Annotated in this window: 19 protein-coding genes and 3 pseudogenes; 4 read left to right on the top strand and 18 right to left on the bottom strand. The window is 51.3% G+C overall.

Annotated features, from left to right (window positions below):
• Positions 1 to 92 precede the first annotated feature (92 nt).
• The 7 genes from ACJHX4_RS23185 to yddG form a co-directional block, all read right to left on the bottom strand.
• The gene (locus ACJHX4_RS23185) at positions 93 to 986 is read right to left on the bottom strand and encodes a PhzF family isomerase (protein WP_000804430.1); all 894 of its coding nucleotides are present in this window, start codon (positions 984 to 986) and stop codon (positions 93 to 95) included.
• A gap of 79 nt (positions 987 to 1,065) precedes the next feature.
• Positions 1,066 to 1,746, bottom strand: coding sequence for a respiratory nitrate reductase subunit gamma (gene narI, locus ACJHX4_RS23180; RefSeq protein WP_000617136.1), 681 nt, complete (start codon positions 1,744 to 1,746; stop codon positions 1,066 to 1,068).
• Positions 1,743 to 2,438 (bottom strand): nitrate reductase molybdenum cofactor assembly chaperone, encoded by a 696-nt coding sequence (gene narW / locus ACJHX4_RS23175; protein WP_001166384.1) that lies wholly within the window; start codon positions 2,436 to 2,438, stop codon positions 1,743 to 1,745. Before narW ends, narI begins: the two co-directional genes overlap by 4 nt.
• On the bottom strand, positions 2,438 to 3,982 hold the full coding sequence (gene narH / locus ACJHX4_RS23170; protein WP_000702528.1) for a nitrate reductase subunit beta: 1,545 nt from the start codon (positions 3,980 to 3,982) through the stop codon (positions 2,438 to 2,440). Before narH ends, narW begins: the two co-directional genes overlap by 1 nt.
• Complete coding sequence (gene narZ, locus ACJHX4_RS23165; protein ID WP_001296061.1) at positions 3,979 to 7,719, bottom strand: nitrate reductase Z subunit alpha; 3,741 nt, start codon at positions 7,717 to 7,719, stop codon at positions 3,979 to 3,981. Before narZ ends, narH begins: the two co-directional genes overlap by 4 nt.
• A 94-nt stretch (positions 7,720 to 7,813) precedes the next feature.
• Positions 7,814 to 9,202: a nitrate/nitrite transporter NarU gene (gene narU / locus ACJHX4_RS23160; protein WP_001207907.1), complete on the bottom strand. Its 1,389-nt coding sequence runs from the start codon at positions 9,200 to 9,202 to the stop codon at positions 7,814 to 7,816.
• Positions 9,203 to 9,474: 272 nt separating this feature from the next.
• The gene (gene yddG, locus ACJHX4_RS23155; protein WP_000198217.1) at positions 9,475 to 10,356 is read right to left on the bottom strand and encodes an aromatic amino acid efflux DMT transporter YddG; all 882 of its coding nucleotides are present in this window, start codon (positions 10,354 to 10,356) and stop codon (positions 9,475 to 9,477) included.
• A gap of 231 nt (positions 10,357 to 10,587) precedes the next feature.
• On the opposite strand from yddG, the gene fdnG reads away from it, so the two are divergent.
• From fdnG to fdnI, 3 genes are read left to right on the top strand one after another with little or no spacing between them, the layout of a single operon-like run.
• Positions 10,588 to 13,635, top strand: coding sequence for a formate dehydrogenase-N subunit alpha (gene fdnG / locus ACJHX4_RS23150; protein WP_011478186.1), 3,048 nt, complete (start codon positions 10,588 to 10,590; stop codon positions 13,633 to 13,635).
• Positions 13,636 to 13,647: 12 nt separating this feature from the next.
• Positions 13,648 to 14,532, top strand: coding sequence for a formate dehydrogenase N subunit beta (fdnH, locus tag ACJHX4_RS23145; RefSeq protein WP_001240585.1), 885 nt, complete (start codon positions 13,648 to 13,650; stop codon positions 14,530 to 14,532).
• Complete coding sequence (gene fdnI / locus ACJHX4_RS23140) at positions 14,525 to 15,178, top strand: formate dehydrogenase-N subunit gamma (RefSeq protein WP_000045646.1); 654 nt, start codon at positions 14,525 to 14,527, stop codon at positions 15,176 to 15,178. The genes fdnH and fdnI overlap by 8 nt, the downstream gene beginning before the upstream one ends.
• 49 nt (positions 15,179 to 15,227) lie before the next feature.
• Here fdnI and ACJHX4_RS23135 read toward each other — a convergent pair whose 3' ends face one another.
• From ACJHX4_RS23135 to bdm, 6 genes and pseudogenes are all read right to left on the bottom strand, one after another.
• Positions 15,228 to 15,512 carry a HigA family addiction module antitoxin gene (locus tag ACJHX4_RS23135; RefSeq protein WP_000781370.1) on the bottom strand — a complete coding sequence of 95 codons (285 nt, stop codon included), beginning with the start codon at positions 15,510 to 15,512 and terminating at the stop codon, positions 15,228 to 15,230.
• Positions 15,512 to 15,789, bottom strand: a pseudogene (locus tag ACJHX4_RS23130) (type II toxin-antitoxin system RelE/ParE family toxin). The gene ACJHX4_RS23135 and the pseudogene ACJHX4_RS23130 overlap by 1 nt, the downstream one beginning before the upstream one ends.
• 185 nt (positions 15,790 to 15,974) lie before the next feature.
• Positions 15,975 to 16,985 (bottom strand): alcohol dehydrogenase AdhP, encoded by a 1,011-nt coding sequence (gene adhP, locus ACJHX4_RS23125; protein ID WP_000642417.1) that lies wholly within the window; start codon positions 16,983 to 16,985, stop codon positions 15,975 to 15,977.
• 133 nt (positions 16,986 to 17,118) lie between these two features.
• Positions 17,119 to 18,815: pseudogene (gene maeA / locus ACJHX4_RS23120) on the bottom strand (malate dehydrogenase).
• 155 nt (positions 18,816 to 18,970) lie between these two features.
• The gene (gene sra, locus ACJHX4_RS23115) at positions 18,971 to 19,108 is read right to left on the bottom strand and encodes a stationary-phase-induced ribosome-associated protein (protein WP_000841554.1); all 138 of its coding nucleotides are present in this window, start codon (positions 19,106 to 19,108) and stop codon (positions 18,971 to 18,973) included.
• 101 nt (positions 19,109 to 19,209) lie between these two features.
• Complete coding sequence (gene bdm, locus ACJHX4_RS23110; protein ID WP_000495766.1) at positions 19,210 to 19,425, bottom strand: biofilm-dependent modulation protein; 216 nt, start codon at positions 19,423 to 19,425, stop codon at positions 19,210 to 19,212.
• A 342-nt stretch (positions 19,426 to 19,767) separates the two neighbouring features.
• Here bdm and osmC point away from each other — a divergent pair, with 342 nt between their 5' ends.
• Entirely contained in the window at positions 19,768 to 20,199 is a 432-nt protein-coding gene (gene osmC, locus ACJHX4_RS23105) for a peroxiredoxin OsmC (RefSeq protein ID WP_000152305.1), read from the top strand.
• A gap of 189 nt (positions 20,200 to 20,388) precedes the next feature.
• On the opposite strand, the gene dosP is transcribed toward osmC, so the two are convergent.
• The 5 genes and pseudogenes from dosP to ACJHX4_RS23080 form a co-directional block, all read right to left on the bottom strand.
• Complete coding sequence (gene dosP / locus ACJHX4_RS23100; protein ID WP_001296069.1) at positions 20,389 to 22,788, bottom strand: oxygen-sensing cyclic-di-GMP phosphodiesterase DosP; 2,400 nt, start codon at positions 22,786 to 22,788, stop codon at positions 20,389 to 20,391.
• A 24-nt stretch (positions 22,789 to 22,812) separates the two neighbouring features.
• Positions 22,813 to 22,976: pseudogene (locus ACJHX4_RS23095) on the bottom strand (diguanylate cyclase domain-containing protein); the annotation flags it as partial.
• 377 nt (positions 22,977 to 23,353) lie between these two features.
• The gene (locus ACJHX4_RS23090; RefSeq protein WP_000350365.1) at positions 23,354 to 24,673 is read right to left on the bottom strand and encodes a family 10 glycosylhydrolase; all 1,320 of its coding nucleotides are present in this window, start codon (positions 24,671 to 24,673) and stop codon (positions 23,354 to 23,356) included.
• A 130-nt stretch (positions 24,674 to 24,803) separates the two neighbouring features.
• On the bottom strand, positions 24,804 to 26,339 hold the full coding sequence (gene gadC, locus ACJHX4_RS23085) for an acid resistance gamma-aminobutyrate antiporter GadC (RefSeq protein ID WP_000246011.1): 1,536 nt from the start codon (positions 26,337 to 26,339) through the stop codon (positions 24,804 to 24,806).
• Positions 26,340 to 26,494: 155 nt separating this feature from the next.
• A partial coding sequence (locus ACJHX4_RS23080) for a hypothetical protein (protein ID WP_000385218.1) occupies positions 26,495 to 26,601 on the bottom strand: 107 nt, incomplete at its 5' end.

The following is a 26,601-nucleotide window of genomic DNA, read 5'->3' as shown; positions in this document are numbered from 1 at the left end:
ATGTCAGGTTGCCGGATGTGGCGTAAATGCCTTATCCGGCCTACATTAGTCCGGTTGTAGGCCTGATAAGCGAAGCGCATCAGGCAACGGCATCAAAAATCAATGGCCCATTCAGCATGGAATAGAATCACCGCCGTGCCGGAAATGGTAACTTTCTCCGGTTGGTTATCGCGAATTGTCACCGTCACATCAATTACACCATCACGCCCCAATGCGCGCCCCTGATGGCCTTTAACACGCAACACGTTGCCATCGTGGGGCAATACGTTGTGATGTACTAACCATGCGCCCATCGGACCATTGGCATTCCCGGTCACCGGATCTTCCACAATACCAATCGCAGGCGAGAACATGCGACCGTCGGTTTCGCTTTTGCCTGGGCGGATCTGGAACGGGAAGAAACCATTGCAGCCAATCTGTTTGCTGATAGCGGTCAACGCAGCAAGATCAGGCGAAAGGGCGTCGATATCCACTTCTGGTTTCAACGGGATCATCACTTTTGAGTGTCCTGTTGTTGCCACCTGAATTGGCAAGCCTGGCAGAATATCGTCCTCAGTGAGATGAAGCGCGTTGATAATCGCTGCACGTGTTTCACCTGTCAGTGGTGGCTCAAAGCCTGGCGTACCTTGTTCCAGCGAAATACGATAATCATCATTTTGCTTTTCGATAGTCACACGATGTTTTCCTGCCAGCGACGTTTGCCAGACCGTGCAATTTCCCAAACCTAATACCTTTGAACGTACATAGTGCGCAGCCACCGTCGCGTGACCGCAAATTGGCACTTCAACCGTTGGCGTAAAGTAGCGGATGCGCACATCGCTGTCGTCGCTGTGCAGCAGAAAAGCAGTTTCCGAATGACCTAACTCGCGGGCGATAAGCTGCATTTGCGCTTCACTGAGATTATCGGCGGGGAAAACAACACCGGCAGAATTGCCGCGAAACGGTTGAGAGGTAAAAGCATCGACGTGGTACACTTGCGGTTTCATTAACGTTCTCCTGTGGCTGGAGAACTATCATAGCCTGCAAGTGGCCGGAGAGCGAAGGGCTATCCGGCCCGCGTGAGAATTAACGCCGCGAACGCACAATCTGATACCGACGAGTAAAGTACTCAAACGGCGCGCTCCAGACATGCACCAGTCGGGTGAACGGGAAGAGCAGGAAGATGGTCATTCCAAGCACCAGATGAACGCGGAATATAAAGGCGACACCATCAAGATGCGTAGATGCACCGCCCTGGAAAGTGACAATGCTTTGCGCCCAGCCCACCAGCTTCATCATTTCACTGCCGTCCGGATGTTGTGCTGAAAAAGGAATGGTGGTTAACCCGAGAATGCACTGAATTAACAAAATGGCGAGGATCAGGATATCCGCACCAGAAGACGTCGCCCTGATACGCGGATTTGTTAAACGACGCACCAGTAGCCCCGCACCGCCAATCAGCGTCAATACCCCGCATATTCCGCCGAGGATCATCGCCATCTGCTGTTTTACCGCCACCGGCAGAAACCACGCGTACATCCAGTGTGGCGTTAACATGCCGAACAGGTGCCCGAAGAAAATCCCCAAAATGCCGATATGGAACAAGTTTGACCACAGCACCATCCCGCGTTTATCCAGCATCTGGCTGGAGGCGGCGCGCCAGGTGTACTGCCCGTAGTCGTAGCGCAGCCAGCTTCCAAGGATAAAAACCGTGCCACACAAGTACGGGTAGATATCGTAAAAAAAGACGTTCAGATACTGAATCATTTCCCACCTCCCGCACTGATGTCGACATACTGCGGCGCGACATCCTGGCTAAAGCGTCGCTGATATTGATTAAGCGGCGAGCTGTCACACGCCGTGGCGTTATCTTCAATAAACTTCACCTGTTCTTCTTCCCACACCGCATCCAGCGCCTGGCGGGTGTCGTCACGCTCTTCACTGCGAATCTGTTTTGTGACACTGTCACTTGACAGAGGGCTTCCTGCCAGTTGCAACAGGGCGTCAAATAACGCGTACCACGGTGCCTCGCGTTGTTTTAAGCGTCCGCCAAGCAGGGTGAGGATCGGCGCAACGTTGAGTAATCCTTCTTTCGCCTGATCGTCCGGAAGTACGCTTAAATACTCCAGATACAGCGGTAGATAATCGGGCAGTTCCCTACAATTCAGTTGCAGACCGACCTTTTCATACTCCGCCAGCAGGTCCACCATTGCCTGGCCGCGATCGCGGGACTCGGCATGAACATGTTCAAACAGCAGCAGCGACGTGGTGCGCCCGCGGTCAAACACTTCACACCATTCGGCCTGTTTATCCAGCAGCGGGGCGTTGAGCAGGTCGAGTGCAAAATCGGTGAGCATCGGCGCGTCGCGGCGGATAAGCGCCAGCGCGTCGTCCTTACACTCCCACAACAACTCGTCTGGGTACTCCATCAACAGGCCGAGCACTTTGAGGATCTGCATTATTCGCCCTCCGCTTTGTCGCGCACTTCGGTGATGTTGATGGCATCGATACGGCTACTGTTGAACAGGTTGAATTTGCTGTCCGAACCGTGGCAACCGTCGCCAAAGGTAAAACCGCAGCCGTTGCGTTCTGCGAAGGCATCGCCCGCCATTTCCCGATGGCTTGTCGGGATGACGAAACGATCTTCATAGTTGGCAATGGCGAGGTAACGATACATCTCTTCGACCTGGGCGACGCTCAGACCTACTTCGTCGATGGCACGAGTATCAGTAACGCCTTCCACGGTTTGTGAACGCATATAGTGGCGCATCGCCATCATCCGTTTCAGCGCCCGCAGTACCGGACCGGTATCACCGGCACTCAACATATTGGCGAGATATTGCACCGGAATACGCAGGCTTTCGATGGCGGGCAGCACGCCTTCGCTTTTCGGCAAACCTCCCGCATCAGCGTAGGACTGAATCGGTGACAGCGGAGGAACGTACCAGACCATCGGCAGGGTGCGGTATTCAGGGTGCAGCGGTAGCGCCAGTTTCCAGTCCATCGCCATTTTGTAGACAGGCGAACGCTGGGCAGCGTCAATCACGTTTTGTGGAATACCTTGTTTCAGGGCTTCTTCGATCACTGAGGGATCGTGCGGATCGAGGAACACTTCGCACTGGCGTTCATAGAGATCGACCTCTCGTTCGGTACTCGCTGCTTCTTCGATGCGGTCGGCGTCGTAGAGCAGCACGCCCAGATACCGGATGCGACCCACGCAGGTTTCGGAGCAGACTGTTGGCTGACCGGACTCAATTCGCGGATAACAGAAGATACATTTTTCTGACTTGCCGCTTTTCCAGTTGAAGTAGATTTTTTTGTACGGACAACCGCTAATGCACAAACGCCAGCCACGGCATTTATCCTGATCAATCAGCACAATGCCGTCTTCTTCGCGTTTGTAGATAGCGCCGCTGGGGCAGGTCGCCACGCAGCTGGGATTGAGGCAGTGTTCGCACAGGCGCGGCAGGTACATCATGAAGGTGTTTTCAAACTGCCCGTACATCTCCTTTTGCATGGCCTCGAAGTTGCGGTCGCGGGCTCGTTTTTCAAATTCGCCGCCCAGCAGTTCTTCCCAGTTTGGGCCCCAGATCACTTTGTCCATCCGTTTGCCGTCAATCAGTGAACGCGGACGGGCGGTGGGAATATGTTTGCCTTCCGGCGCGCTATGCAAATGTTCGTAGTCGAAGGTGAAAGGTTCGTAGTAATCGTCAATCTGCGGCACTACCGGGTTGGCGAAAATTTTGGTTATTACGCCCATCTTGCTGCCCAGACGCGGGCGTATCTTGCCATTCACATCACGCACCCAGCCACCTTGCCACTCATCCTGATCTTCCCAGTTTTTCGGATAACCAATGCCCGGTTTGGTTTCGACGTTGTTAAACCATGCGTACTCCATGCCTTCGCGACCGGTCCAGACGTTTTTACAGGTCACCGAACAGGTATGGCAGCCGATACATTTATCGAGGTTAAGCACCATGCCGACTTGCGAACGTATTTTCATTTTTTCGCCTCCTGAACCTGATCGCGACCTTCATCATCCAGCCAGTTAACGTTCTTCATCTTGCGGATCATGATGAATTCGTCGCGGTTAGAGCCGACAGTGCCGTAGTAGTTAAAGCCCCAGGCCAGCTGCGCGTAACCGCCAATCATATGTGTTGGTTTCGGACAAACGCGGGTGACCGAGTTATGAATGCCGCCGCGCATGCCGGTTACTTCCGAACCAGGAATATTCATAATGCGTTCCTGAGCGTGATACATCATGGTCATGCCCGGCGGTACACGCTGGCTGACCACCGCGCGGGCCGTCAGCGCGCCATTGGCGTTAAACACTTCCACCCAGTCGTTATCGACAATGGTCAGTTCACGGGCATCGGTTTCGCTGATCCAGACAATCGGTCCACCGCGAGAGAGCGTCAGCATTAGCAGGTTTTCACTGTAGGTTGAGTGAATGCCCCATTTCTGGTGCGGTGTCAGGAAGTTAAGGGCTTTTTCCGGGAAGCCGTTTGGCGGGATTTGGCGCATTTCACTGACACTGCGGGTGTCGATAGGCGGGCGATAAGCCACCAGGCTTTCACCAAAGGCACGCATCCACGGATGATCCTGATAAAGCTGTTGACGGCCCGACAGTGTGCGCCACGGAATTAGCTCATGAACGTTGGTGTATCCCGCATTATAGGAGACGTGATCGCTTTCCAGACCAGACCATGTGGGGCTGGAGATAATTTTACGCGGCTGCGCCTGAATATCGCGAAAGCGAATCTTCTCGTCCTCTTTGTGCAGCGCCAGATGGGTATGTTCGCGTCCGGTGATCTCGCCCAGCGCTTGCCACGCTTTGACTGCAACATGGCCGTTGGTTTCCGGTGCCAGCGCCAGAATCACTTCTGAGGCATCAATCGCGGTATCAATCAGCGGACGCCCCTGTGCCGGGCCATCACGCTTGGTGTAATTGAGTTTACCGAGGAAATCAATTTCATCCTGGGTATTCCACGAAATCCCTTTACCTCCGTTGCCAAGTTTGTCCATCAATGGCCCGAGCGAGGTAAAGCGTTCATAGGTAGCAGGGTAGTCGCGCTCCACCGCCACAATATTCGGCGCGGTTTTGCCTGGAATCAGATCGCACTCGCCTTTGCGCCAGTCGAGCACTTCACACGGCTGTGAAAGCTCTGCCGGGGAGTCATGCAGCAGTGGTTGTAATACCACGTCGGTTTCTTTGCCGAGATGCCCCACGCACACTTGCGAAAAGGCTTTAGCGATACCTTTGTAGATTTCCCAGTCGCTGCGTGATTCCCACGCCGGATCGACCGCCGCAGAAAGCGGATGAATAAACGGATGCATATCCGAGGTATTCATATCGTCTTTTTCGTACCAGGTGGCGGTGGGCAGAACGATATCGGAGAACAGGCAGGTACTGGACATGCGGAAATCGAGCGTCACCAGCAGGTCGAGCTTGCCTTCAATCGCCGCAGTTTGCCACTCGACTTCTTCTGGTTTGATCCCGTCGCTGGCACCGAGTTCCTCTCCCTGAATCCCGCTTTCGGTCCCCAGCAGATACTTCTGCATATACTCGTGGCCTTTGCCGGAGGAGCCAAGCAGGTTAGAACGCCAGACAAACAAATTACGCGGATGATTGCTGCCGCTATCTGGTTGTTCGCAGGCCATACGTAAATCGCCCGATTTCAGCGCCTGGGCGGTAAATTCTGTGGGGGATAATCCGGCCTTGTCGGCTTCAGCTTTCAGGGAGAGCGGGTTACGCCCCAGCTGCGGCGCAGAAGGGAGCCAGCCCATACGTTCGGCGCGAACGTTGAAATCAATCAGGTGACCGCTGTATTTACTGGCATCGGCGAGCGGTGAGAGCAATTCCTGCGCGGTGACTTTTTCATAGCGCCACTGGCTGGAGTGATTGTAGAAAAACGAGGTGCTGTTCATCTGGCGCGGTGGACGGTTCCAGTCGAACGCAAAGGCCAGCGGCAACCAGCCGGTTTGTGGGCGCAGTTTTTCCTGACCGACATAGTGCGCCCAGCCGCCGCCGCTTTGCCCGACACAACCGCAGAAGATCAGCATATTGATCATCCCGCGGTAGTTCATGTCCATGTGATACCAGTGGTTAACACCTGCGCCGAGAATAATCATCGAGCGCCCATGCGTTTTATGAGCGGTATCGGCAAATTCACGGGCGATGGTTTCAATATACTGGCGCGGTACGCCGGTAATTTGCTCGCCCCAGGCAGGGGTGTAAGGTTTGATTTCAGCGTAATCTTTCGCGCTGTTTTCATCTTCCAGCCCGCGATCGAGGCCGTAATTTGCCAGTACCAGATCATAAACGCTGACCACCGGACAGGTGCTACCATCGGCTAATGTCAGATTTTTAACGGGCAATTGGCGCACCAGGACAGGATTGTGTTTTACGCTGCGAAAATGCGGATTTTCAATGCCTCCAAAGTAGGGGAAGGCCACGCCTGCAACGGCGTCATGTTGACCGAGCAGGGTTAACGACAATTCGGTTTCCGTACCGGCGGCAATGGATTCCAGGTTCCATTTGCCTTTTTCTCCCCAACGAAAACCAATCGAACCGTTCGGCACTACCAATTCACCTGCGGTATTAACTGCCACGGTTTTCCACTGCGGATTATTGCTTTCGCCCAGTCCATCCACCAGGTCAGATGCGCGGACCATGCGCCCGGGAACGTAGCTGCCGTCGTCGCGAGGTTCCAGCATTACCAGCATCGGCATGTCGCTGTAGCGGCGGCAGTAGTTGATAAAATAATCGCTGGGATTATCGAGATGAAACTCTTTTAAAATGACATGGCCCATTGCCATTGCCAGGGCACTATCAGTGCCTTGTTTCGGTGCCAGCCACTGGTCGCACAATTTGGCCACTTCAGAGTAGTCAGGGGTAATGGCGATGGTTTTAGTGCCTTTGTAGCGTACTTCGGTAAAGAAATGGGCGTCCGGCGTACGTGTCTGCGGTACGTTAGACCCCCAGGCGATGATGTAACTGGAGTTATACCAGTCGGCAGATTCCGGTACGTCGGTTTGCTCGCCCCAGGTCATCGGCGAGGCGGGCGGCAGGTCGCAATACCAGTCGTAGAAGCTTAAACAGGTGCCACCTAACAGCGACAGATAGCGTGTTCCGGCAGCGTAAGAAACCATCGACATCGCCGGAATCGGCGAGAAACCGGCAACGCGATCCGGGCCGTAAGTTTTGATGGTCCAGACGTTAGCGGCGGCAATCAGCTGATTTAGCTCCTGCCAGTTGGAGCGGATAAAACCACCGCGTCCACGCACTTGTTTGTAGCTCAGGCACTTTTGCGGATCGTTCATAATCGATGCCCACGCCAGTACCGGATCGCTGTGTTGCTTGAGGGCTTCGCGCCACAGTTCAATCAGTCGTTTACGAATGAGCGGGTATTTCAGGCGGTTCGCGCTGTAGAGATACCAGGAGTAACTTGCGCCACGCGGGCAGCCGCGAGGTTCGTGATTCGGCAGGTCAGGGCGAGTGCGCGGGTAATCGGTCTGTTGGATTTCCCAGGTCACCAGACCATTTTTAACGTAGATTTTCCAGCTACAGGAGCCTGTACAGTTAACACCGTGGGTGGAACGCACGATTTTGTCGAACTGCCAACGCTGGCGATAGCTGTCCTCCCAGTCGCGGTTGCTATGCATCACCTGTCCGTGACCATCGGCAAAGATTTCGCCCTTTTGTTTGAAGTAGCGAAAGCGATCCAAAAGTTTACTCATGACATAACTCCTGCTCCAGGAATGAATTGGGATCTGATGCCTTGTCGGATGCGACACGGTTGTAGCCTGATAAGACGTGTCAGGCATCGATCTCTTATTTTTGGCTGAACTTCCGCCGACCATAAACCAGCCAGGTCAGTAGCACACAAACGATGTAGAAGATTAAAAACACTTTCATCGCGCCCACCGGAGAGCCGGTCATATTGAGCGACATGCCAAACGCCTGCGGAATAAAAAAGCCGCCCACTGCGCCAATGGCTGAGATAAAGCCCAGAGCGGCTGCCGTTTCGGTGACGGCTTCTCTTTGAGCTTGCTCATCACTACCGCCTTTCATCTTCACCCGATAAATTGTTATCTGGCGAAAGATGACGGCGATCATCTGGAAAGTAGAACCACTTCCCAGACCCGCGGTCAGAAACAGCCCCATAAATACGGCGTAAAATGCGATGAAATTACCGGAGCCTGTGCCCGGTAAGGTAAGGAACAGCAGGGCGCTGAAAATCGCCATAAAAATGAAGTTGATCAACGTCACCCGCACGCCGCCGAATTTATCGGAAATAGCACCACCAACCGATCGCGCGATGGCACCGATAAATGGGCCAAAGAACGCCAGGCGCAGAATATTCACATCCGGGAACTGGGTTTTTGCCAGCATGGCAAAACCCGCAGAAAAACCGATAAACGAACCGAAGGTGGCAAGGTAAAGCAGGCTCAGCAGCCAGAGATGCAGGCGTTGTAAGACAGGGAGCTGGTCGGCAATTGAGGCGCGTGAACTGGCGATATCATTCATCCCTGACCAGGCGGCGATCGTGGCAATCGCCAGTAATGGCACCCAAATCCATGCGGCATTCGCCAGCGACATCACCGAACCGTCGGCCTGCGGTACGCCATTGACGCCGAGAAAGGCAAATACGGGGACAAAAATGACCAGCGGTGCAACCAGCTGCATTACACTTACACCTAAGTTTCCTAATCCGCCATTAATCCCAAGAGCGCTCCCTTGTTTGGCTTTTGGAAAGAAGAAACTGATATTGCCCATGCTCGAAGCAAAGTTCGCACCTGCAAAACCGCATAGCAAAGCGATAACGATAAATATCCCAAAAGGAGTATTCGGATTCTGCACGGCAATTCCGAGCCAGACGCAAGGAATAATCAGGATTGCAGTACTAAAAACCGTCCATCGGCGTCCACCGAATATAGGCACCATAAAGGAGTAGGGGACACGCAATAATGCGCCAGAAACGGAGGGTAATGCGGTTAATAAAAAGAGTTGATCGGTAGTAAAATTAAAACCGATTTTATTGAGATTAACAGTAACTGCGCTAAATAGCATCCAGACACAGAAGGCAAGAAGTAGACAACTGACTGATATCCAGAGGTTTCTTCGTGCAATATGCTTTCCTTTATTTTCCCAGAAGGCCGGATTTTCTGGTTTCCAGTCGCGTAAAAGATAACGACTATTTTTCTCATTTTGCAGTGCCATATTGTTCCTCACATGCACACATTGGTAATGAAAAAAAGACAAAACAGGAGGTAAGGCGCAATAGCCAGTTATTAGAATTAAGGATGAATCAGGTGAAGTGCTGATTAGAAGAATAGATAAGAAAGCGTAACTGCGGGGGCAGAATGTGGATTAAACAGACAGATATGTGTTACTAAATGTAACTAAAATGACTTTCTGGTATTTGAAATTTATTTTTTAATATTGTCAGAATTTATCTGATTAACTGCCGGGCCGTAGACCCGACAATTATTTTAGCCACGACGTGTCGCCAGCCAGCAGAGCAGGGAACCGCCGCAGACCATTAGCGCGCCTTGCCAGAACGAGAACGACAGCGGGGCGCTGAGCAGCACGGCTGCAAGCGCTGAGGAAAGGACGGGCGTAAAATACGAACCTACCGCCATTATGGTGACGTTGCCATGTAATATACCGACATTCCATGCAGCATAAGCAAATCCTAAGGTAAATGCCGCAGAGATGAGTTTAATCATGACGGGCGTGCTAAATACCATTTCTGGTTGTGGCGTAAGAAAATAGTAAACCCACAGACTTGCTCCCGTTAGCAGGACAAAAACGGTAATTCCGTTAAATCCGCGTGCGTATTTATTCGTTACTGTGCAGTAGACTGCCCAGATAAACGCCCCAATGAACGCCAGGAAATAACTCAATGGGCTGGTGGTGATATTATTGATAATTTCATCATAATGTAACCCATTGTCACCGCCTAACACCCAGCAGACGCCGACCAGGGCTAATAATAATCCTGGTACAATCAGCCAGTTGGTTTTCTGACCATTAAACAGAATGGCAAAGAGAATTGTCAGGCTGGGCCATAGATAGTTCACCATCCCCACTTCAATCGCCTGATGACGGGTCGCCGCATACCCTAAGGAAAGCGCCAGACAGATTTCATAGCTGACGAATAACAGACTCCCGGCGAGTAAATAGCCTTTCGGGATCTGCCGAATACGCGGAAATCCAACCGTGAAGATTAACAGCAGCCCGCTTAATGAATAGATAGCAGCTGCGCCGCCGACCGGGCCGAGTCCCTCACTGACACCGCGAATCAATCCTACCATCGTGCTCCACAGGACGATCGCTATTAGCCCTATGAGCGTTGCTTTTTGACGTGTCATGCTCGCTGTTTTGTCTCTCTTGCCGTTAAAAATTAAGCTGAATTTTATAGCATTTTTTTAACTGGCCTGTCAGGCAGTGGTGCGTTTTTCTACCGCTATTGAGGTAGGTCAATTTGCGCAGGCGGATTATTTTGTGGCAAACACGTGTTCTTTTTGATTTCGCGCAAAAAGATTCAGAATTTTACTGTTAGTTTCCTCGCGCAGTAATACCCCTGAAAAAAGAGGAAAGCAATGGACGTCAGTCGCAGACAATTTTTTAAAATCTGCGCGGGCGGTATGGCGGGAACAACAGTAGCAGCATTGGGCTTTGCCCCGAAGCAAGCACTGGCTCAGGCGCGAAACTACAAATTATTACGCGCGAAAGAGATCCGTAACACCTGCACATACTGTTCCGTAGGTTGCGGGCTATTGATGTATAGCCTGGGTGATGGCGCGAAAAACGCCAGAGAAGCGATTTATCACATTGAAGGTGACCCGGATCATCCGGTAAGTCGTGGTGCGCTGTGCCCGAAAGGGGCCGGTTTGCTGGATTATGTCAACAGCGAAAACCGTCTGCGCTACCCGGAATATCGTGCGCCAGGTTCTGACAAATGGCAGCGCATTAGCTGGGAAGAAGCATTCTCCCGTATTGCGAAGCTGATGAAAGCCGACCGTGACGCTAACTTTATTGAAAAGAACGAGCAGGGCGTAACGGTAAACCGTTGGCTTTCTACCGGTATGCTGTGTGCTTCCGGTGCCAGCAACGAAACCGGGATGCTGACTCAAAAATTTGCCCGCTCCCTCGGGATGCTGGCGGTAGACAACCAGGCGCGCGTCTGACACGGACCAACGGTAGCAAGTCTTGCTCCAACATTTGGTCGCGGTGCGATGACCAACCACTGGGTGGATATCAAAAACGCTAACGTCGTAATGGTGATGGGCGGTAACGCTGCTGAAGCGCATCCCGTCGGTTTCCGCTGGGCGATGGAAGCGAAAAACAACAACGATGCAACCTTGATCGTTGTCGATCCCCGTTTTACGCGTACCGCTTCTGTGGCGGATATTTACGCACCTATTCGTTCCGGTACGGACATTACGTTCCTGTCTGGCGTTTTGCGCTACCTGATCGAAAACAACAAAATCAACGCCGAATACGTTAAGCATTACACCAACGCCAGCCTGCTGGTGCGTGATGATTTTGCTTTCGAAGACGGTCTGTTCAGCGGCTACGACGCTGAAAAACGTCAATACGATAAGTCGTCCTGGAACTATCAGTTCGATGAAAACGGCTATGCGAAACGCGATGACACGCTGACTCATCCGCGCTGTGTATGGAATCTGCTGAAAGCGCACGTTTCCCGCTACACGCCGGACGTAGTAGAAAACATTTGCGGTACGCCAAAAGCCGACTTCCTGAAAGTGTGTGAAGTGCTGGCCTCCACCAGCGCACCGGATCGCACAACCACCTTCCTGTACGCGCTGGGCTGGACGCAGCACACCGTGGGTGCGCAGAACATCCGTACGATGGCGATGATCCAGTTGCTGCTCGGTAACATGGGTATGGCCGGTGGCGGCGTGAACGCATTGCGTGGTCACTCCAACATTCAGGGCCTGACTGACTTAGGCCTGCTCTCTACCAGCCTGCCAGGTTATCTGACGCTGCCGTCAGAAAAACAGGTTGATTTGCAGTCGTATCTGGAAGCGAACACGCCGAAAGCGACGCTGGCTGATCAGGTGAACTACTGGAGCAACTATCCGAAGTTTTTCGTTAGCCTGATGAAATCTTTCTACGGCGATGCCGCGCAGAAAGAGAACAACTGGGGCTACGACTGGCTGCCGAAGTGGGACCAGACCTACGACGTCATCAAGTATTTCAACATGATGGATGAAGGTAAAGTCACCGGTTATTTCTGCCAGGGCTTTAACCCGGTTGCGTCCTTCCCGGACAAAAACAAAGTGGTGAGCTGCCTGAGCAAGCTGAAGTACATGGTGGTTATCGATCCGCTGGTGACTGAAACCTCTACCTTCTGGCAGAACCACGGCGAGTCGAACGATGTCGATCCGGCATCTATTCAGACTGAAGTATTCCGTCTGCCTTCGACCTGCTTTGCTGAAGAAGATGGTTCTATCGCTAACTCCGGTCGCTGGTTGCAGTGGCACTGGAAAGGTCAGGACGCGCCGGGCGAAGCACGTAACGACGGCGAAATTCTGGCGGGTATCTACCATCATCTGCGCGAGCTGTACCAGGCCGAAGGTGGTAAAGGCGTAGAACCGCTGATGAAGATGAGCTGGAACTACAAGCAGCCGCACGAACCGCAGTCTGATGAAGTGGCGAAAGAGAATAACGGCTATGCGCTGGAAGATCTCTATGACGCTAATGGCGTGCTGATTGCGAAGAAAGGTCAGTTGCTGAGTAGCTTTGCACATCTGCGTGATGACGGTACAACCGCATCTTCTTGCTGGATCTACACCGGTAGCTGGACCGAGCAGGGCAACCAGATGGCTAACCGCGATAACTCCGACCCGTCCGGTCTGGGGAATACGCTGGGATGGGCCTGGGCGTGGCCGCTCAACCGTCGCGTACTCTACAACCGTGCTTCGGCGGATATCAACGGTAAACCGTGGGATCCGAAACGGATGCTGATCCAGTGGAACGGTAGCAAGTGGACGGGTAACGATATTCCGGACTTCGGCAATGCCGCGCCGGGTACGCCAACCGGGCCGTTTATCATGCAACCGGAAGGGATGGGACGCCTGTTTGCCATCAACAAAATGGCGGAAGGTCCGTTCCCGGAACACTACGAGCCAATTGAAACGCCGCTGGGCACTAACCCGTTGCATCCGAACGTGGTGTCTAACCCGGTTGTTCGTCTGTATGAACAAGACGCGCTGCGGATGGGTAAAAAAGAGCAGTTCCCGTATGTGGGTACGACCTATCGTCTGACGGAGCACTTCCACACCTGGACCAAGCACGCATTGCTCAACGCAATTGCTCAGCCGGAACAGTTTGTGGAAATCAGCGAAACGCTGGCGGCGGCGAAAGGCATTGCCAATGGCGATCGTGTCACTGTCTCCAGCAAGCGTGGCTTTATCCGCGCGGTGGCTGTGGTAACGCGCCGTCTGAAACCGCTGAATGTAAACGGTCAGCAGGTTGAAACGGTGGGTATTCCAATCCACTGGGGCTTTGAAGGTGTCGCGCGTAAAGGTTATATCGCTAACACTCTGACGCCGAATGTCGGTGATGCAAACTCGCAAACGCCGGAATATAAAGCGTTCTTAGTAAACATCGAGAAGGCGTAAGGGGGCGAACAGATGGCTATGGAAACGCAGGACATTATCAAAAGGTCCGCAACTAACTCCATCACGCCGCCTTCTCAGGTGCGTGATTACAAAGCAGAAGTCGCGAAACTTATCGACGTTTCCACTTGTATCGGCTGTAAAGCCTGTCAGGTGGCGTGTTCGGAGTGGAACGACATCCGTGATGAAGTGGGGCACTGCGTCGGGGTTTACGATAACCCCGCCGATCTGAGCGCCAAGTCCTGGACGGTGATGCGCTTTAGCGAAACCGAACAGAACGGCAAGCTGGAGTGGCTGATCCGTAAAGACGGCTGTATGCACTGTGAAGATCCGGGCTGCCTGAAGGCATGCCCGTCTGCTGGTGCAATCATTCAGTACGCTAACGGGATTGTCGATTTCCAGTCGGAAAACTGCATCGGCTGTGGTTACTGCATTGCCGGGTGTCCGTTTAATATTCCGCGCCTCAACAAAGAGGATAACCGGGTATATAAATGCACGCTCTGTGTCGATCGCGTCAGCGTCGGCCAGGAACCGGCTTGTGTGAAAACCTGTCCGACCGGGGCTATCCACTTCGGCACCAAGAAGGAGATGCTGGAGCTGGCGGAACAGCGCGTGGCGAAACTGAAAGCGCGTGGTTACGAACATGCTGGCGTCTACAACCCGGAAGGGGTCGGTGGTACGCACGTTATGTACGTGCTGCATCACGCCGATCAGCCGGAGCTGTATCATGGTCTGCCGAAAGATCCGAAGATCGATACCTCGGTAAGCCTGTGGAAAGGCGCGTTGAAACCGCTGGCAGCGGCTGGCTTTATTGCCACTTTTGCCGGGTTGATTTTCCACTACATCGGTATTGGCCCGAATAAGGAAGTGGACGATGAGGAGGAGGGAAATCATGAGTAAGTCGAAAATGATTGTGCGCACCAAATTTATTGATCGCGCCTGTCACTGGACCGTGGTGATTTGCTTCTTCCTGGTGGCGCTGTCCGGGATTTCGTTCTTCTTCCCGACGCTGCAATGGCTGACGCAAACCTTCGGTACGCCGCAGATGGGACGCATTTTGCACCCGTTCTTCGGCATTGCGATTTTCGTCGCGCTGATGTTTATGTTTGTGCGTTTTGTGCATCACAACATCCCGGATAAGAAAGATATTCCGTGGCTGTTGAACATTGTCGAAGTATTAAAAGGCAATGAGCACAAAGTGGCGGATGTCGGTAAGTACAACGCCGGGCAAAAGATGATGTTCTGGTCAATCATGAGCATGATTTTCGTGCTGCTGGTGACCGGAGTGATTATCTGGCGTCCGTACTTTGCGCAGTACTTCCCGATACAGGTTGTCCGTTATAGCCTGCTGATCCATGCGGCTGCGGGTATCATCCTGATCCACGCCATCCTGATCCATATGTATATGGCATTCTGGGTGAAAGGATCGATTAAAGGGATGATCGAAGGGAAGGTGAGCCGTCGCTGGGCGAAGAAACACCATCCGCGCTGGTATCGTGAAATCGAGAAGGCAGAAGCGAAAAAAGAGAGTGAAGAAGGGATATAATCTCTTTTGAACTTTAAGCTGAAAATGGCGCTTTAAGAAGCGCCATTTTTTATTGCGTAACCAGACGGCGCAGTCGCGACACATCCACCGTTTTTTCCGCCTCTGCCAGACTCCAGGCATTTTGCAGATTCAGCCACATTTGCGGCGAACTGCCGATCACCACGGAAAGTTTTATTGCCATTTCTGGCGTCAAAGCTGCTTTTCCGGTCAGCAATCGGCTTGCCGTTGAGGGCGCAATTTCCATTGCTCTGGCAAACTCGCGCAGGCTGACATTAAGTTCGTCCAGTGATTCCTGAATAATGTCCCCCGGGCGGGGATGATTGGCCATTTTCATCAGTGATAGTCCTCGTAATCCAGTATGTATGCATCGCCATTGACGAATTCAAATGTGATTCGCCAGTTGCCCGAGACAGATATCGCCCAAATTCCATCGCGATCGCCGCTTAACGGATGTAGTCGGTAACCGGGCATATCGATATCAGCAAGACAGCATGCTGCATCAATCACAGCGAGTGGTGGCGTAATCGTTTGACTTGCGTCGGTATAACGCCGGAGGTTTTGCCGAGAAGAAACAAGTCACGCAATCCCTTGTGTCTGAAATTCATTATCATCTCTTCATCCTTGTTCCCTCAAAAGGAACACTATCACTATTGTTCCGTGCAGCGCAACAAATTTCGCTACGTTTTCGCGAATTGTGAGGGGAAATATGGGGGAGGAAAAGAAGAAGAGTGAAATTACGGAAAGCGTCTCGCGAAACAGGCTGCGACCCGAACATGGCAGTCGCAGCAAAGACCTCTTAGCGACGGAAATCAATCACCATACGGCCACGGATTTTGCCTTCTTCCATCTCGGTAAAGATGGTGTTGATGTCCTCTAACGGACGCAGGGCGACTTTCGGCACCACTTTGCCTTCGGCGGCAAACTGGAAGGCTTCGGTTAGATCCTGACGCGTGCCGACCAGCGAACCGACCACTTCAATACCATCCAGCACCAGCCGTGGGATGTCCAGGCTCATAGACTCCGGCGGCAGACCGACAGCCACGACACGACCACCTGCACGGACAGCATCCACCGCCGAGTTAAACGCAGCTTTAGCTACCGCTGTCACCACCGCTGCGTGAGCGCCACCGGCTTTCTCCTGCACAATTTTGGCGGCGTCTTCGGTGCGTGAGTTAATCGCTAAATCTGCACCCATTTTGGTTGCCAGTTTTAACTGTTCATCATTGACATCAATGGCGATCACTTTGGCGTTAAAGACATTCTTCGCGTATTGCAGGGCGAGGTTACCCAGACCGCCAAGACCGTAGATAGCAATCCACTGTCCTGGACGAATTTTTGACAGCTTAACGGCTTTGTAGGTAGTGACCCCCGCACAGGTAATGCTGCTGGCCGCCGCCGAGTCCAGACCATCTGGCACTTTTACCGCGTAATCGGCGACCACGATGCACTCTTCCGCCATCCCGCCATCAACGCTGTATCCGGCATTTTTAACTGAACGGCAGAGCGTTTCGTTACCACTGTTACAGTATTCGCAATGACCGCATCCTTCATAGAACCACGCCACGCTGGCACGATCGCCTGGTTTTAATGAAGTAACACCAGGGCCAACTTCTGCCACCACACCAATACCTTCGTGTCCCAGAATCACGCCGGTTTTGTCACCAAAATCGCCATTCTTAACATGAAGATCGGTATGACATACACCACAACACTCCATTTTCAGCAGGGCTTCGCCATGTTTCAGTGAGCGCAGTGTTTTATCCGTAACGTCAACATGATGATCCTTCGTAACAACTGCAGCCTTCATAGTTCCTCCTTTTCGGATGATGTTCTGCATAGCAGGTGAGGCAAATGAGATTTATTCGCCACTACCCAGTATGGATGAGATCTGAAAAAGGGAGAGGAAAATTGCCCGGTAGCCCTCACTACCGGGCGCAGGCTTAGATGGAGGTACGGCGGTAGTCGCGGTATTCGGCGTGCCAGAAATTATCATCAATGGCCTGTTGCAGAGCTTCGGCAGACGTTTTCACCGCCACGCCTTGCTGCTGCGCCATTTTGCCAACCGCAAAGGCAATTGCGCGGGAGACTTTCTGAATATCTTTCAGTTCCGGTAGTACCAGACCTTCGCCGTTCAGGACCAGCGGCGAATACTGAGCAAGTGTTTCACTTGCCGACATCAGCATCTCATCGGTGATACGTGACGCGCCGGAAGCAATAACACCCAGCCCATGCCCGGGAAAATAAAGGCGTTGTTACACTGGGCGATAGGGTAGATTTTATCTTTCCATACCACTGGATTAAACGGACTGCCAGTGGCGACCAGCGCGTTACCTTCAGTCCAGGCGATAATGTCCTGCGGTGTGGCTTCCACGCGTGAAGTCGGGTTAGACAGCGGCATCACGATCGGACGCGGACAGTGTTTATGCATCTCACGGATGATCTCTTCCGTAAACAGCCCGGTCTGTCCTGAGACGCCAATCAGAATATCTGGTTTTACATTACGCACCACATCCAGCAGTGACAACACATCGCTGTCGGTATCCCAGTCACTGAGATTTTCGCGCTTCTGCACCAGTTTGGTCTGGAAAGGCAGCAGGTTCGGCATCTTGTCGGTCAGCAGGCCAAAGCGATCGACCATAAAGACTTTCTGCCGCGCCGCTTCCTCGCTTAATCCTTCGCGCTGGGTCTGGGCGATGATCATTTCGGCAATGCCGCATCCCGCTGAACCTGCGCCAAGGAAGACGATTTTTTTCTCGCTTAACTGACCGCCTGCCGCGCGGCTGGCTGCGATCAGTGTGCCGACTGTTACCGCCGCGGTGCCCTGAATGTCATCGTTAAAAGAACAAATTTCATTGCGATAGCGGTTAAGTAACGGCATCGCATTTTTTTGTGCGAAGTCTTCAAACTGCAACAGTACGTCCGGCCAGCGTTGTTTCACAGCCTGGATAAATTCATCAACGAATTCATAGTATTCATCGTCAGTGATACGCGGATTACGCCAGCCCATATACAGCGGATCGTTAAGCAGCTGTTGGTTGTTGGTGCCGACATCCAGCACCACCGGAAGGGTATAGGCCGGACTGATGCCGCCACAGGCGGTATAGAGCGACAGTTTACCGATCGGAATGCCCATCCCGCCGATGCCCTGGTCACCAAGCCCCAGAATACGTTCGCCGTCAGTCACCACAATCACTTTGATATTATGGTTTGGTACGTTTTGCAGAATATCGTCCATATTGTGGCGGTTCTGGTAAGAGATAAACACACCGCGTGAACGGCGGTAGATCTCAGAAAAACGCTCACAGGCTGCGCCGACGGTTGGGGTGTAAATGACTGGCATCATCTCATCAAGATGATTGTTTACCAGACGGTAGAAGAGGGTTTCGTTAGTGTCCTGGATGTTACGCAGGTAGATGTGTTTGTCGATTTCGGTTTTGAATCCCTGATACTGGATCCATGCTCGTTCCGCTTGTTCTTCGATGGTTTCGACCACTTCCGGCAGTAACCCCAGCAGGTTGAAGTTACGGCGTTCTTCCATGCTGAAGGCGCTGCCTTTATTCAACAACGGAAATTCCAGCAATACAGGGCCAGCGTAAGGGATATAAAGCGAACGCTGTTTTTTTGTTTTTGGTTCCATGTCACTCACTCTTTTTTGAATATCCATCCCTGGGGGCTTTTATCGTCTTTGCATTACCGCCAGGGCGTCGGCACCAAGTATAAAGCAGATAAAAACAAAAACACCATTGCGCAGGCAATGGTGTTTAATCGTCATTGAGGACTGATGGTTATGAATTACTTTTCAGCGGGGCGTTTTCTGCCGGTGGGATTATTTACCACGCTGGATTTGTCACCTTCGGTAACTATTTTGCGCTGGTTAGAAATTTTATGGTCCAGTCCAAGAATATGACGTGCCTGACGGTTCGATTTCATTTTAACTCCTCAATCCTGTTGCTAGTTTTAAGGACAACATCGCCGTAGCGAAGAAACACGTGCTAAACCCCTAAATTAGGTTGCCGATCAAGCATAGCACCTTAAAGCGTAGGGTGCTGACCACTGACCACATAATTGATCGTTTGCTGGTAGATATCACTGAGGATGTCGTTATCAGAAGCTTCCACCCATTTGGTCAGCTCCATGAGAATGTCATCTTCAGTGACAACACCGTGCTCTGCCCGAAGGCCTTGCTCAATGGCATTAACCAGAGCGGGTTCTGCTGTTGAATTTTCTGCCTGATAATAAGTAAACATAGTGATTCTCCGTGTCTGTGTATTTATGGTGTCTGCTACGGATCGCAGATTTATAAAGCACATTCAGCATGGCAAATATTTGCTGCTTCGTTGTTAAGATTAGTCCTGGTTGATGATTTTATATTTTAACTCCATGATATTGATAGGTATTATTATTGTGATGAGTTGATTGATATTGATGCAATATCTCTTGGGTTATATATTTCCGGTTATCTATTGTGGAAATTTAATTTAAGTGCAGAAATTATATTTTCGCCGGATTTTATTCGGATTATCCTGCTTATCCTCGTGCTGTTTCTCACGTAGTCTATAATTTCCTTTTAAGCCCACAGGAGAGCAACAATGACAATCCATAAGAAAGGTCAGGCACATTGGGAAGGCGATATCAAACGCGGGAAGGGAACAGTATCTACTGAGAGCGGCGTGCTGAACCAACAGCCGTATGGATTTAACACGCGTTTTGAAGGCGAAAAAGGAACCAACCCTGAAGAACTGATTGGCGCAGCGCATGCCGCATGTTTCTCAATGGCGCTTTCATTAATGCTGGGGGAAGCGGGATTCACGCCAACATCGATTGATACCACCGCCGATGTCTCGCTGGATAAAGTGGATGCCGGTTTTGCGATTACTAAAATCGCACTGAAGAGCGAAGTTGCGGTGCCGGGTATTGATGCCTCCACCTTTGACGGCATTATCCAGAAAGCAAAAGCAGGATGCCCGGTTTCTCAGGTACTGAAAGCGGAAATTACGCTGGATTACCAGTTGAAATCGTAAAGCGTTGCCGGATGACGCGTCAGGCGCGTGAATGCCTGATGCGTCAGCACAATCACATCAGGCTGAGAAGGGATTGTTCTGACATGGCTATGCGTTGTCGTTGTCCAACTAAACGTAGCGGAAATCACAGCATTTAAGTGACAGTGTCACGTTAAATAAAAACCCGCGAGTGCGGGCGAGAGGAATTTATCAGATTTTCAGCGGTAACACGCTGCTCATCCAGCCTGGAATTTCTTCGGCGGGCAGGGGGCGGGAAAAGAAATATCCCTGAATAACGCGACAGTGGATCTTGCGTAGCATCTCAAATTGCTCTTTGGTTTCGACGCCTTCCGCCACGACGGTTAAATTGAGGCTTTGCCCAATGCTGGTAATGGCTTCGAGTAAGGCAAGGATGCGTTTTTCAGTCAGACAACGATCGACAAAACTTTTGTCAATTTTGATTTCCGTTACCGGAAGACTGACTAAGCGGGATAATCCGGAAAAGCCCGTACCAAAATCATCTACCGATAAACCGATGCCCATATCGCGCAGGATCTGAATGCGCTTAAAGATTTCGGTATCGTGTTCCATCATCATGCTTTCCGTGATTTCCACCGTCAGCTGGTGGCCGTCAATACCCCAGGCGTGCATTGCATCAGATACCTGATTAGGCAGCTGATTACTGCGAAAGTGCAGCGCAGACAAGTTAACGGATAACGCCGGGATATGAATATTCTGGCTACGCCATTCTGCTAACTGACGGCAAGCTTCCGCGATGACCCAGCGCCCAATATTTTCGATTTCACCAATCTCTTCTGCGAGAGGAATAAACCGTGAAGGGGGCACATGACCATGCAGGGGATCGTACCAGCGAGCAAGGGCTTCGATGCCGTACAGTTCACCCGTTTCTGCGAAGATTTGCGGCTGATAAACCAGTTTAAGTTGGTTATTGCTAATCGCTTCTTTTAGCGCTGCGCCTAAAACCAAACGCTCTTTTACCATTTCGTTCATCGCCGGGCTGAAGAACTGCCAGCCGTTACCGCCATTTTTGCGAATAAAATCCATTGCATTGTGAGCAGTGGAGAGCAGGTAATCGCGGTTTTTACCCACGTCGTAGCTGATGCCAATGCTCAAGGTGAGCGGGAATGGTTTATCGTCAATCATTATCGGCTTGCTGACCACATTCCGTAGCTCATCGGCGATCTGGGTAATGTTACTGACATCGTTTTCCAGGCTCACGAGGACAAAAGACGCACCTTCAATACGACAGAGATACTGATCCGGTTTGAGTTTTTCACGAAAGCGATTGACCACTTCCAGCAATGCCTGATCGGCCCACGCATAGCCAAGGCTATCAATCACATCCTGAATATGGTCAACACCGATGAGATACACCACCGGAGAGACGGCTTTGTCGACCAGGTCATCGAGGTAATTGTGCAGGTTATTGCGATTTGGCAGACCGGTCATCGGATCAAATTGGATGAGTTGTTCAATATGCTGACGGCTTTTTTCCTGTTCCAGCGCCAGCGCGGCCATATGCTGGCTGATATCTGCCACGCGTTCGATAAAGGCGCTGGTTTCTGCTCCTGACGAGGTTTTAATTTGCAGGATCCCCGCAGGCGCGCCATCGCGCTGACGAATGGTCGCTGACCAGCTTTGCGCATTTTGAACTTCTGCACCGTGCGAAGATGACGCCCAGTGTATCGGCATCCCGTTGCGCAGCGCGAACAGAGAAACATGCGATTCGTTGAGAACAGATTCGATATTACGACAAATGATTTCCCCCATTTCATGAAATGGTGGGCTGCTGCACATGGCGGCGAGAATATTGCCTTCAAGCTGGCGGATTTGCCTTTCTTCGGTGATATCCGAGAATGTCATTACCAGGTTCTGCAGATGCGCGAGCACGTCATAAACCGGGCTGATAGAGGCTTTAATCCAGATTTTTTCACCGGTGCGCGTCAACAGCAGAAATTCGTCCTGATCGCGGGCGGTTTTCCATAGCAACTGCTGTAAACGAATACGGTTATCAGCAGGGAATTCTGGAATGTTCAGGAGTGTATCGGGCTGCATACCGCTGGCTTCGTTAATGCAGTAACCAAACATTTCGGTAAATGCGCGATTGCACTGCACAATATGGCGTTCCGGATCGAGGACAATCACCGGTCGGTCGAGATGGTCAACGGCAATAATCAATTGTCGGGTCTGTTCTTTTTGCGCCATTTCTACGCTGGCATCCCGTACCAGCGCCAGGTAATAAACTTTCCCCTCGGCGCTCACTTTCGATAGCGCAAAACGGGTCCAGATTTTACTGCCGTCTTTTTTCTCCAGCTGCAGCTCCCGACTCATCCCCTCGACGCGCGCTTTACCACCTTCACGGTTGTGACGAATGTATTGAGGATGCGCAGGACGCAAATCCCGCGGAATCAGCATATCAATGTTATTGCCAATGACTTCTTCACGTTTGTACCCCCAGAGCTTCTCTGCGGCGGGGTTGAAAAACATCACTTCATCATTTTCGTTAATTAACACCGCGCCCATCATATTTTGCTCAAGGGCGGGGAAAAAAATGCCATCGGCGGCATTATCCGCATCGGTTAGCTTCATGATTACCTCTGCATCCTGGCGCATCTAAAGACTGGCTTTACAGAGTTCAACACGGTTTCTACCTCGTCTTTTGCGATATACAGAGCTTCATCGGCTATTTGAATGAGGCGCTCATAGTCAGGATGACCATTAAACATGGCGGCACCGATGGAAAGTGAGAGGGCAATATCCTCGCCGTTTGCGGCTTTAAAATAATGTCGACCTTTATGGTTAAACCGCAGGCCAAAATCAACCAAACACAACGTGCGGGATTGGCTAACTGCACCATATTCTCCTGAAATATGAAGATATACTGAAAAGAAATAAGCGACTTAGGACAGTTTCAATCTACGCTACTGTTCTTCAGAAGAGTATAGCCCATCGTAATTATTTTTCGGTGACAGCGAATATCGTATGTTTTTTCATATTCATACATTTTTATTAGGGGGATTATGGCTGTTTAACTAAGTGTGGTTAATTGCGTGGTTAATTTGACGTATTTAAGCATGATTGCTAGTGGGATAGTTCAAGAGGGTAACAAGCCAGTGGGTAAAGCACCGGCTTGTTACAAAGTAAGAATGGGAGTTTAACTGCCCCAACGACTTTGCAGATAGCTGACCGCTTGTTGAGTCTGCGGTTTATTCAGATAGTCCTCACGGAACAAGATTGTGCCGCTAATTTCCGGCACAGCATCGTTAAGATCGAGCTGCTTTTTCAGTTCCGGTACGCCGCCGTTAATCATCCAGTCTGGCTCTATCTTTGACGGTTCTCCTACTTTATAGAAGGCGATACCGATATACAGGCGGGTCCTGGTCGGTTTAACGACATCCGCCCACCATTTTGCCAACACGTCATAACGCGCGGCACTCCGTGAGAATGGCCAGTAAATTTGGGGAGCAATGTAATCCAGCAACCCTTGTTCCACCCATCGACGGGTATCAGCGTAGGATTCGTCATAGGCTGCCGCGCCTCGGGTATCGGAACCGAGCGGATCGTGTGATCGGTTACGCCACACGCCTGCCGGGCTAACGCCAAATTCGACTTCCGGCTTAATGCTTTTAATGGTGTGCGAAACCTTCGCAATTAACTGCTGGGTATTGTTGCGCCGCCAGTCTGCTTTTGACGCAAATGCGCCTCCGTATTTGCGGTACGTTTCGTTATCATTTAGCCGTGAACCTGGTGACTCAGTATAGAAATAGTCATCAAACTGCACGCCATCTACCGGATAGCGGGAAACCACTTCCGCAACTATTGATGTGATCCAGTCCTGAACCTCAGGGATGCCCGGGTCGAGGACAAAGCGATCGCCGGACGTTCTGATCCAGTCGCGGTGTTGCACATAGACGCTGGCCGGTTGTTGAGACAGGGTGCTATTCAGTTCCCTGATAGTACCGGGCTTCGTATTAACCGATACGCGATAGGGGTTAAACCAGGCGTGTACTTTCATCCCACGCTTGTGGGCTTCGTCGAGCATAAATTGCAGCGGATCGTAACCCGGATTTTCACCAATCTTACCGGTCATAAGATCGGACCACGGCAAAATTTTCGATGGCCACAGGGCGGTACCATCCGGCTTGACCTGAAAAAAGACCGTGTTTATGCCGAGACGTTGCAGATGATCCAGTTTGTCGATCATCGCCTGTTGTTGTACACGTGCCCGGCTGGTGGGGTTACTATTGTTAACCGAGGAAACCGGTGGCCAGTCGAGGCGAGACACCGTGGCCAGCCAGATGCCACGCATCGGTTGTGACGATTGTTGCGTCGTGGCTGGTGGCTTTGAGCCCGCTGGTGGTGTCACCATGGACTCTGGAGGCGTGCTTTTACAACTACACAGTAAAAGTGCCAGTGCAACCAGTATCGCTGGTCTTCTAATCGCTAATTTCTCGTTTCGGGAGCAGATATCCATATGTGCTGGTTTCCGGTAAACAGATGTGCGCTCATTCTCGTACTTATCCCGGTTAAGTCAATACGACAACAAGCACGAAAAAGGGAGCGATGAATTATCGCTCCCTTGTCTTATAAGCATTCAGACATGGTTAGTGTTTCTTGTCATTCATCACAATATAGTGTGGTGAACGTGCACGCGGGTGCAGGAAGAAGTGACCTTTTGGTGCGTTCTGACTGTTGATTGGCTCCAGAGTGACGCCGGTATTCGCTTTGCTTTTACGATCATGAACAGCATAGAGAATAAAGGGCAGGGCAAGTACCACCAGGAAACTAACGACCAGTAATTCAACATACATATCGGTAGAGTCACCCTGGATGTTATCCGGCGGCAGGAAGGAAACAATAAACGCCATAATTGAAGTCAGCAGACCGACAATAGCCACGACCAGTTTCACCCCTTTACCACCAGGGATATTAAATGTGCGTTTTAAGTCAGGATGTTTAAGCACCAACACAATGTAGCCAATAAACAGCATGAAATAAGCACACAGATAAATCACCACCGTCAGCGCCAGTGCGATCAGGAAGGACATGTTGTTACCGCCACCGGTATTGGTGAGGATGATCAACGCGATAGAAGTAATCACCAACTGCGAAATGACCAGCGTTACCGGTACGCCATTTTTGTTCATTTTAGCGAATGCCGCTGGCAGCAGGTTTTTCTGCGCTGTGACATACATCCCGCGAGAAGGACCAACAATCCAGGAAGCGATTTCCGCCAGAACACCCAGCAACAGCAGTGCGGAGATCACGCGAACCGTCCACTCAATTTCCGGTGCCACATGTGACATCAGAACGGTAAAGGTTTGCATTACCCCTGCGGAGAGGTTGATTTCATTACCCGGAATGACCATCGCAATAGACAAACCGCCAACAGAGCTTAGGCAGATTGCCGCCACCATCAGCAGTAACATAGCCAGTGGATAGTCGCGCCCGGGGTTGCTCATTTCATTGACGTGGGTTGCGGAAGCTTCAACGCCCATATAACTCAAAATGAAGGCAACAAATACAACCAGGGTGCCCACTTTAGAGAAGTCAGGGAAGAAGGTCTTCGCATCCATTTCGATAGCAACGGGGGCACCGGAGTGCAGATAAATAGCCGCTAATGCGATCAAAATAAATGCAGGTAACAGGATACCGGCGAAGAAGCCAACTTTAGCAATTCGCGCCGTGTATTTCGTGCCACCAAACTGCGTTAATGCCAGCGCCCAAAGAATGATGAGTGCTGCAATAGTTTTGGTAATGGGGTCTTCATTCAGCGCTGGCCATTTCAGGATGTAGGAGAGTGCCCCTAACACGAAATAGAGCATCGGAATAAAACCAATGGCGATTTGCAGATAGCCAAATGAGATCGCTGCAAATCCCCATCTCGGCCCCAGAGTATTTGATACCCAGGCGAAGACGCCACCTTCTTCCCAGCCGTCGACGGTAGCCATTTCCGCAGCACAAAGTCCCACGGGAATAAACCATAAAATCCCGCCTAATAGCAGGAAGAAGACTAATGAAAAGCCCGATGTTGCGAAGGTAGGGTATTCATAAACAGCCATTACCATCGATGCCGTTATGGCAAAAAATCCGAGTAATGTGAGCTGCTTAGCTTTACCTGTCTGTACTGATGTAGCCATATTATCCCCCTAAAACGGTATTCCTGTCGGAACCGCACCTGTTTTGTTCTGAAGCGTATTCAGAACAATATTTTCCGTTGCTAATGCCAGTGAACAGACTTTGGAAATTGTCCCGAAACGGCTTCGTTTCGGGACACCGTTACCGTTAAACGTTATCAGGTGTGTTTAAAGCTGTTCTGCTGGGCAATACCCTGCAGTTTCGGGTGGTCGCTGAGATATTTCAGGGAGGCTTTGTAGTCTTCCAGCAACAGTTCAGCAAAGT

The sequence above is a fragment of the Escherichia sp. WS2035 genome, from assembly GCF_046487065.1.
In the GTDB taxonomy this organism is placed as follows: domain Bacteria; phylum Pseudomonadota; class Gammaproteobacteria; order Enterobacterales; family Enterobacteriaceae; genus Escherichia; species Escherichia coli.
Note: the sequence above shows the minus strand (reverse complement) of the source record. Positions and strands in the feature narration are given on the sequence as shown.

Bases quoted from the DNA above. Each gene is read 5' to 3' on its own strand.
- ACJHX4_RS23185 (WP_000804430.1), bottom strand. From the start codon at position 986: ATGAAACCGCAAGTGTACCACGTCGATGCTTTTACCTCTCAACCGTTT.
- narI (WP_000617136.1), bottom strand. From the start codon at position 1,746: ATGATTCAGTATCTGAACGTCTTTTTTTACGATATCTACCCGTACTTG.
- narW (WP_001166384.1), bottom strand. From the start codon at position 2,438: ATGCAGATCCTCAAAGTGCTCGGCCTGTTGATGGAGTACCCAGACGAG.
- narH (WP_000702528.1), bottom strand. From the start codon at position 3,982: ATGAAAATACGTTCGCAAGTCGGCATGGTGCTTAACCTCGATAAATGT.
- narZ (WP_001296061.1), bottom strand. From the start codon at position 7,719: ATGAGTAAACTTTTGGATCGCTTTCGCTACTTCAAACAAAAGGGCGAA.
- narU (WP_001207907.1), bottom strand. From the start codon at position 9,202: ATGGCACTGCAAAATGAGAAAAATAGTCGTTATCTTTTACGCGACTGG.
- yddG (WP_000198217.1), bottom strand. From the start codon at position 10,356: ATGACACGTCAAAAAGCAACGCTCATAGGGCTAATAGCGATCGTCCTG.
- fdnH (WP_001240585.1), top strand. From the start codon at position 13,648: ATGGCTATGGAAACGCAGGACATTATCAAAAGGTCCGCAACTAACTCC.
- fdnI (WP_000045646.1), top strand. From the start codon at position 14,525: ATGAGTAAGTCGAAAATGATTGTGCGCACCAAATTTATTGATCGCGCC.
- ACJHX4_RS23135 (WP_000781370.1), bottom strand. From the start codon at position 15,512: ATGAAAATGGCCAATCATCCCCGCCCGGGGGACATTATTCAGGAATCA.
- adhP (WP_000642417.1), bottom strand. From the start codon at position 16,985: ATGAAGGCTGCAGTTGTTACGAAGGATCATCATGTTGACGTTACGGAT.
- sra (WP_000841554.1), bottom strand. From the start codon at position 19,108: ATGAAATCGAACCGTCAGGCACGTCATATTCTTGGACTGGACCATAAA.
- bdm (WP_000495766.1), bottom strand. From the start codon at position 19,425: ATGTTTACTTATTATCAGGCAGAAAATTCAACAGCAGAACCCGCTCTG.
- osmC (WP_000152305.1), top strand. From the start codon at position 19,768: ATGACAATCCATAAGAAAGGTCAGGCACATTGGGAAGGCGATATCAAA.
- dosP (WP_001296069.1), bottom strand. From the start codon at position 22,788: ATGAAGCTAACCGATGCGGATAATGCCGCCGATGGCATTTTTTTCCCC.
- ACJHX4_RS23090 (WP_000350365.1), bottom strand. From the start codon at position 24,673: ATGGATATCTGCTCCCGAAACGAGAAATTAGCGATTAGAAGACCAGCG.
- gadC (WP_000246011.1), bottom strand. From the start codon at position 26,339: ATGGCTACATCAGTACAGACAGGTAAAGCTAAGCAGCTCACATTACTC.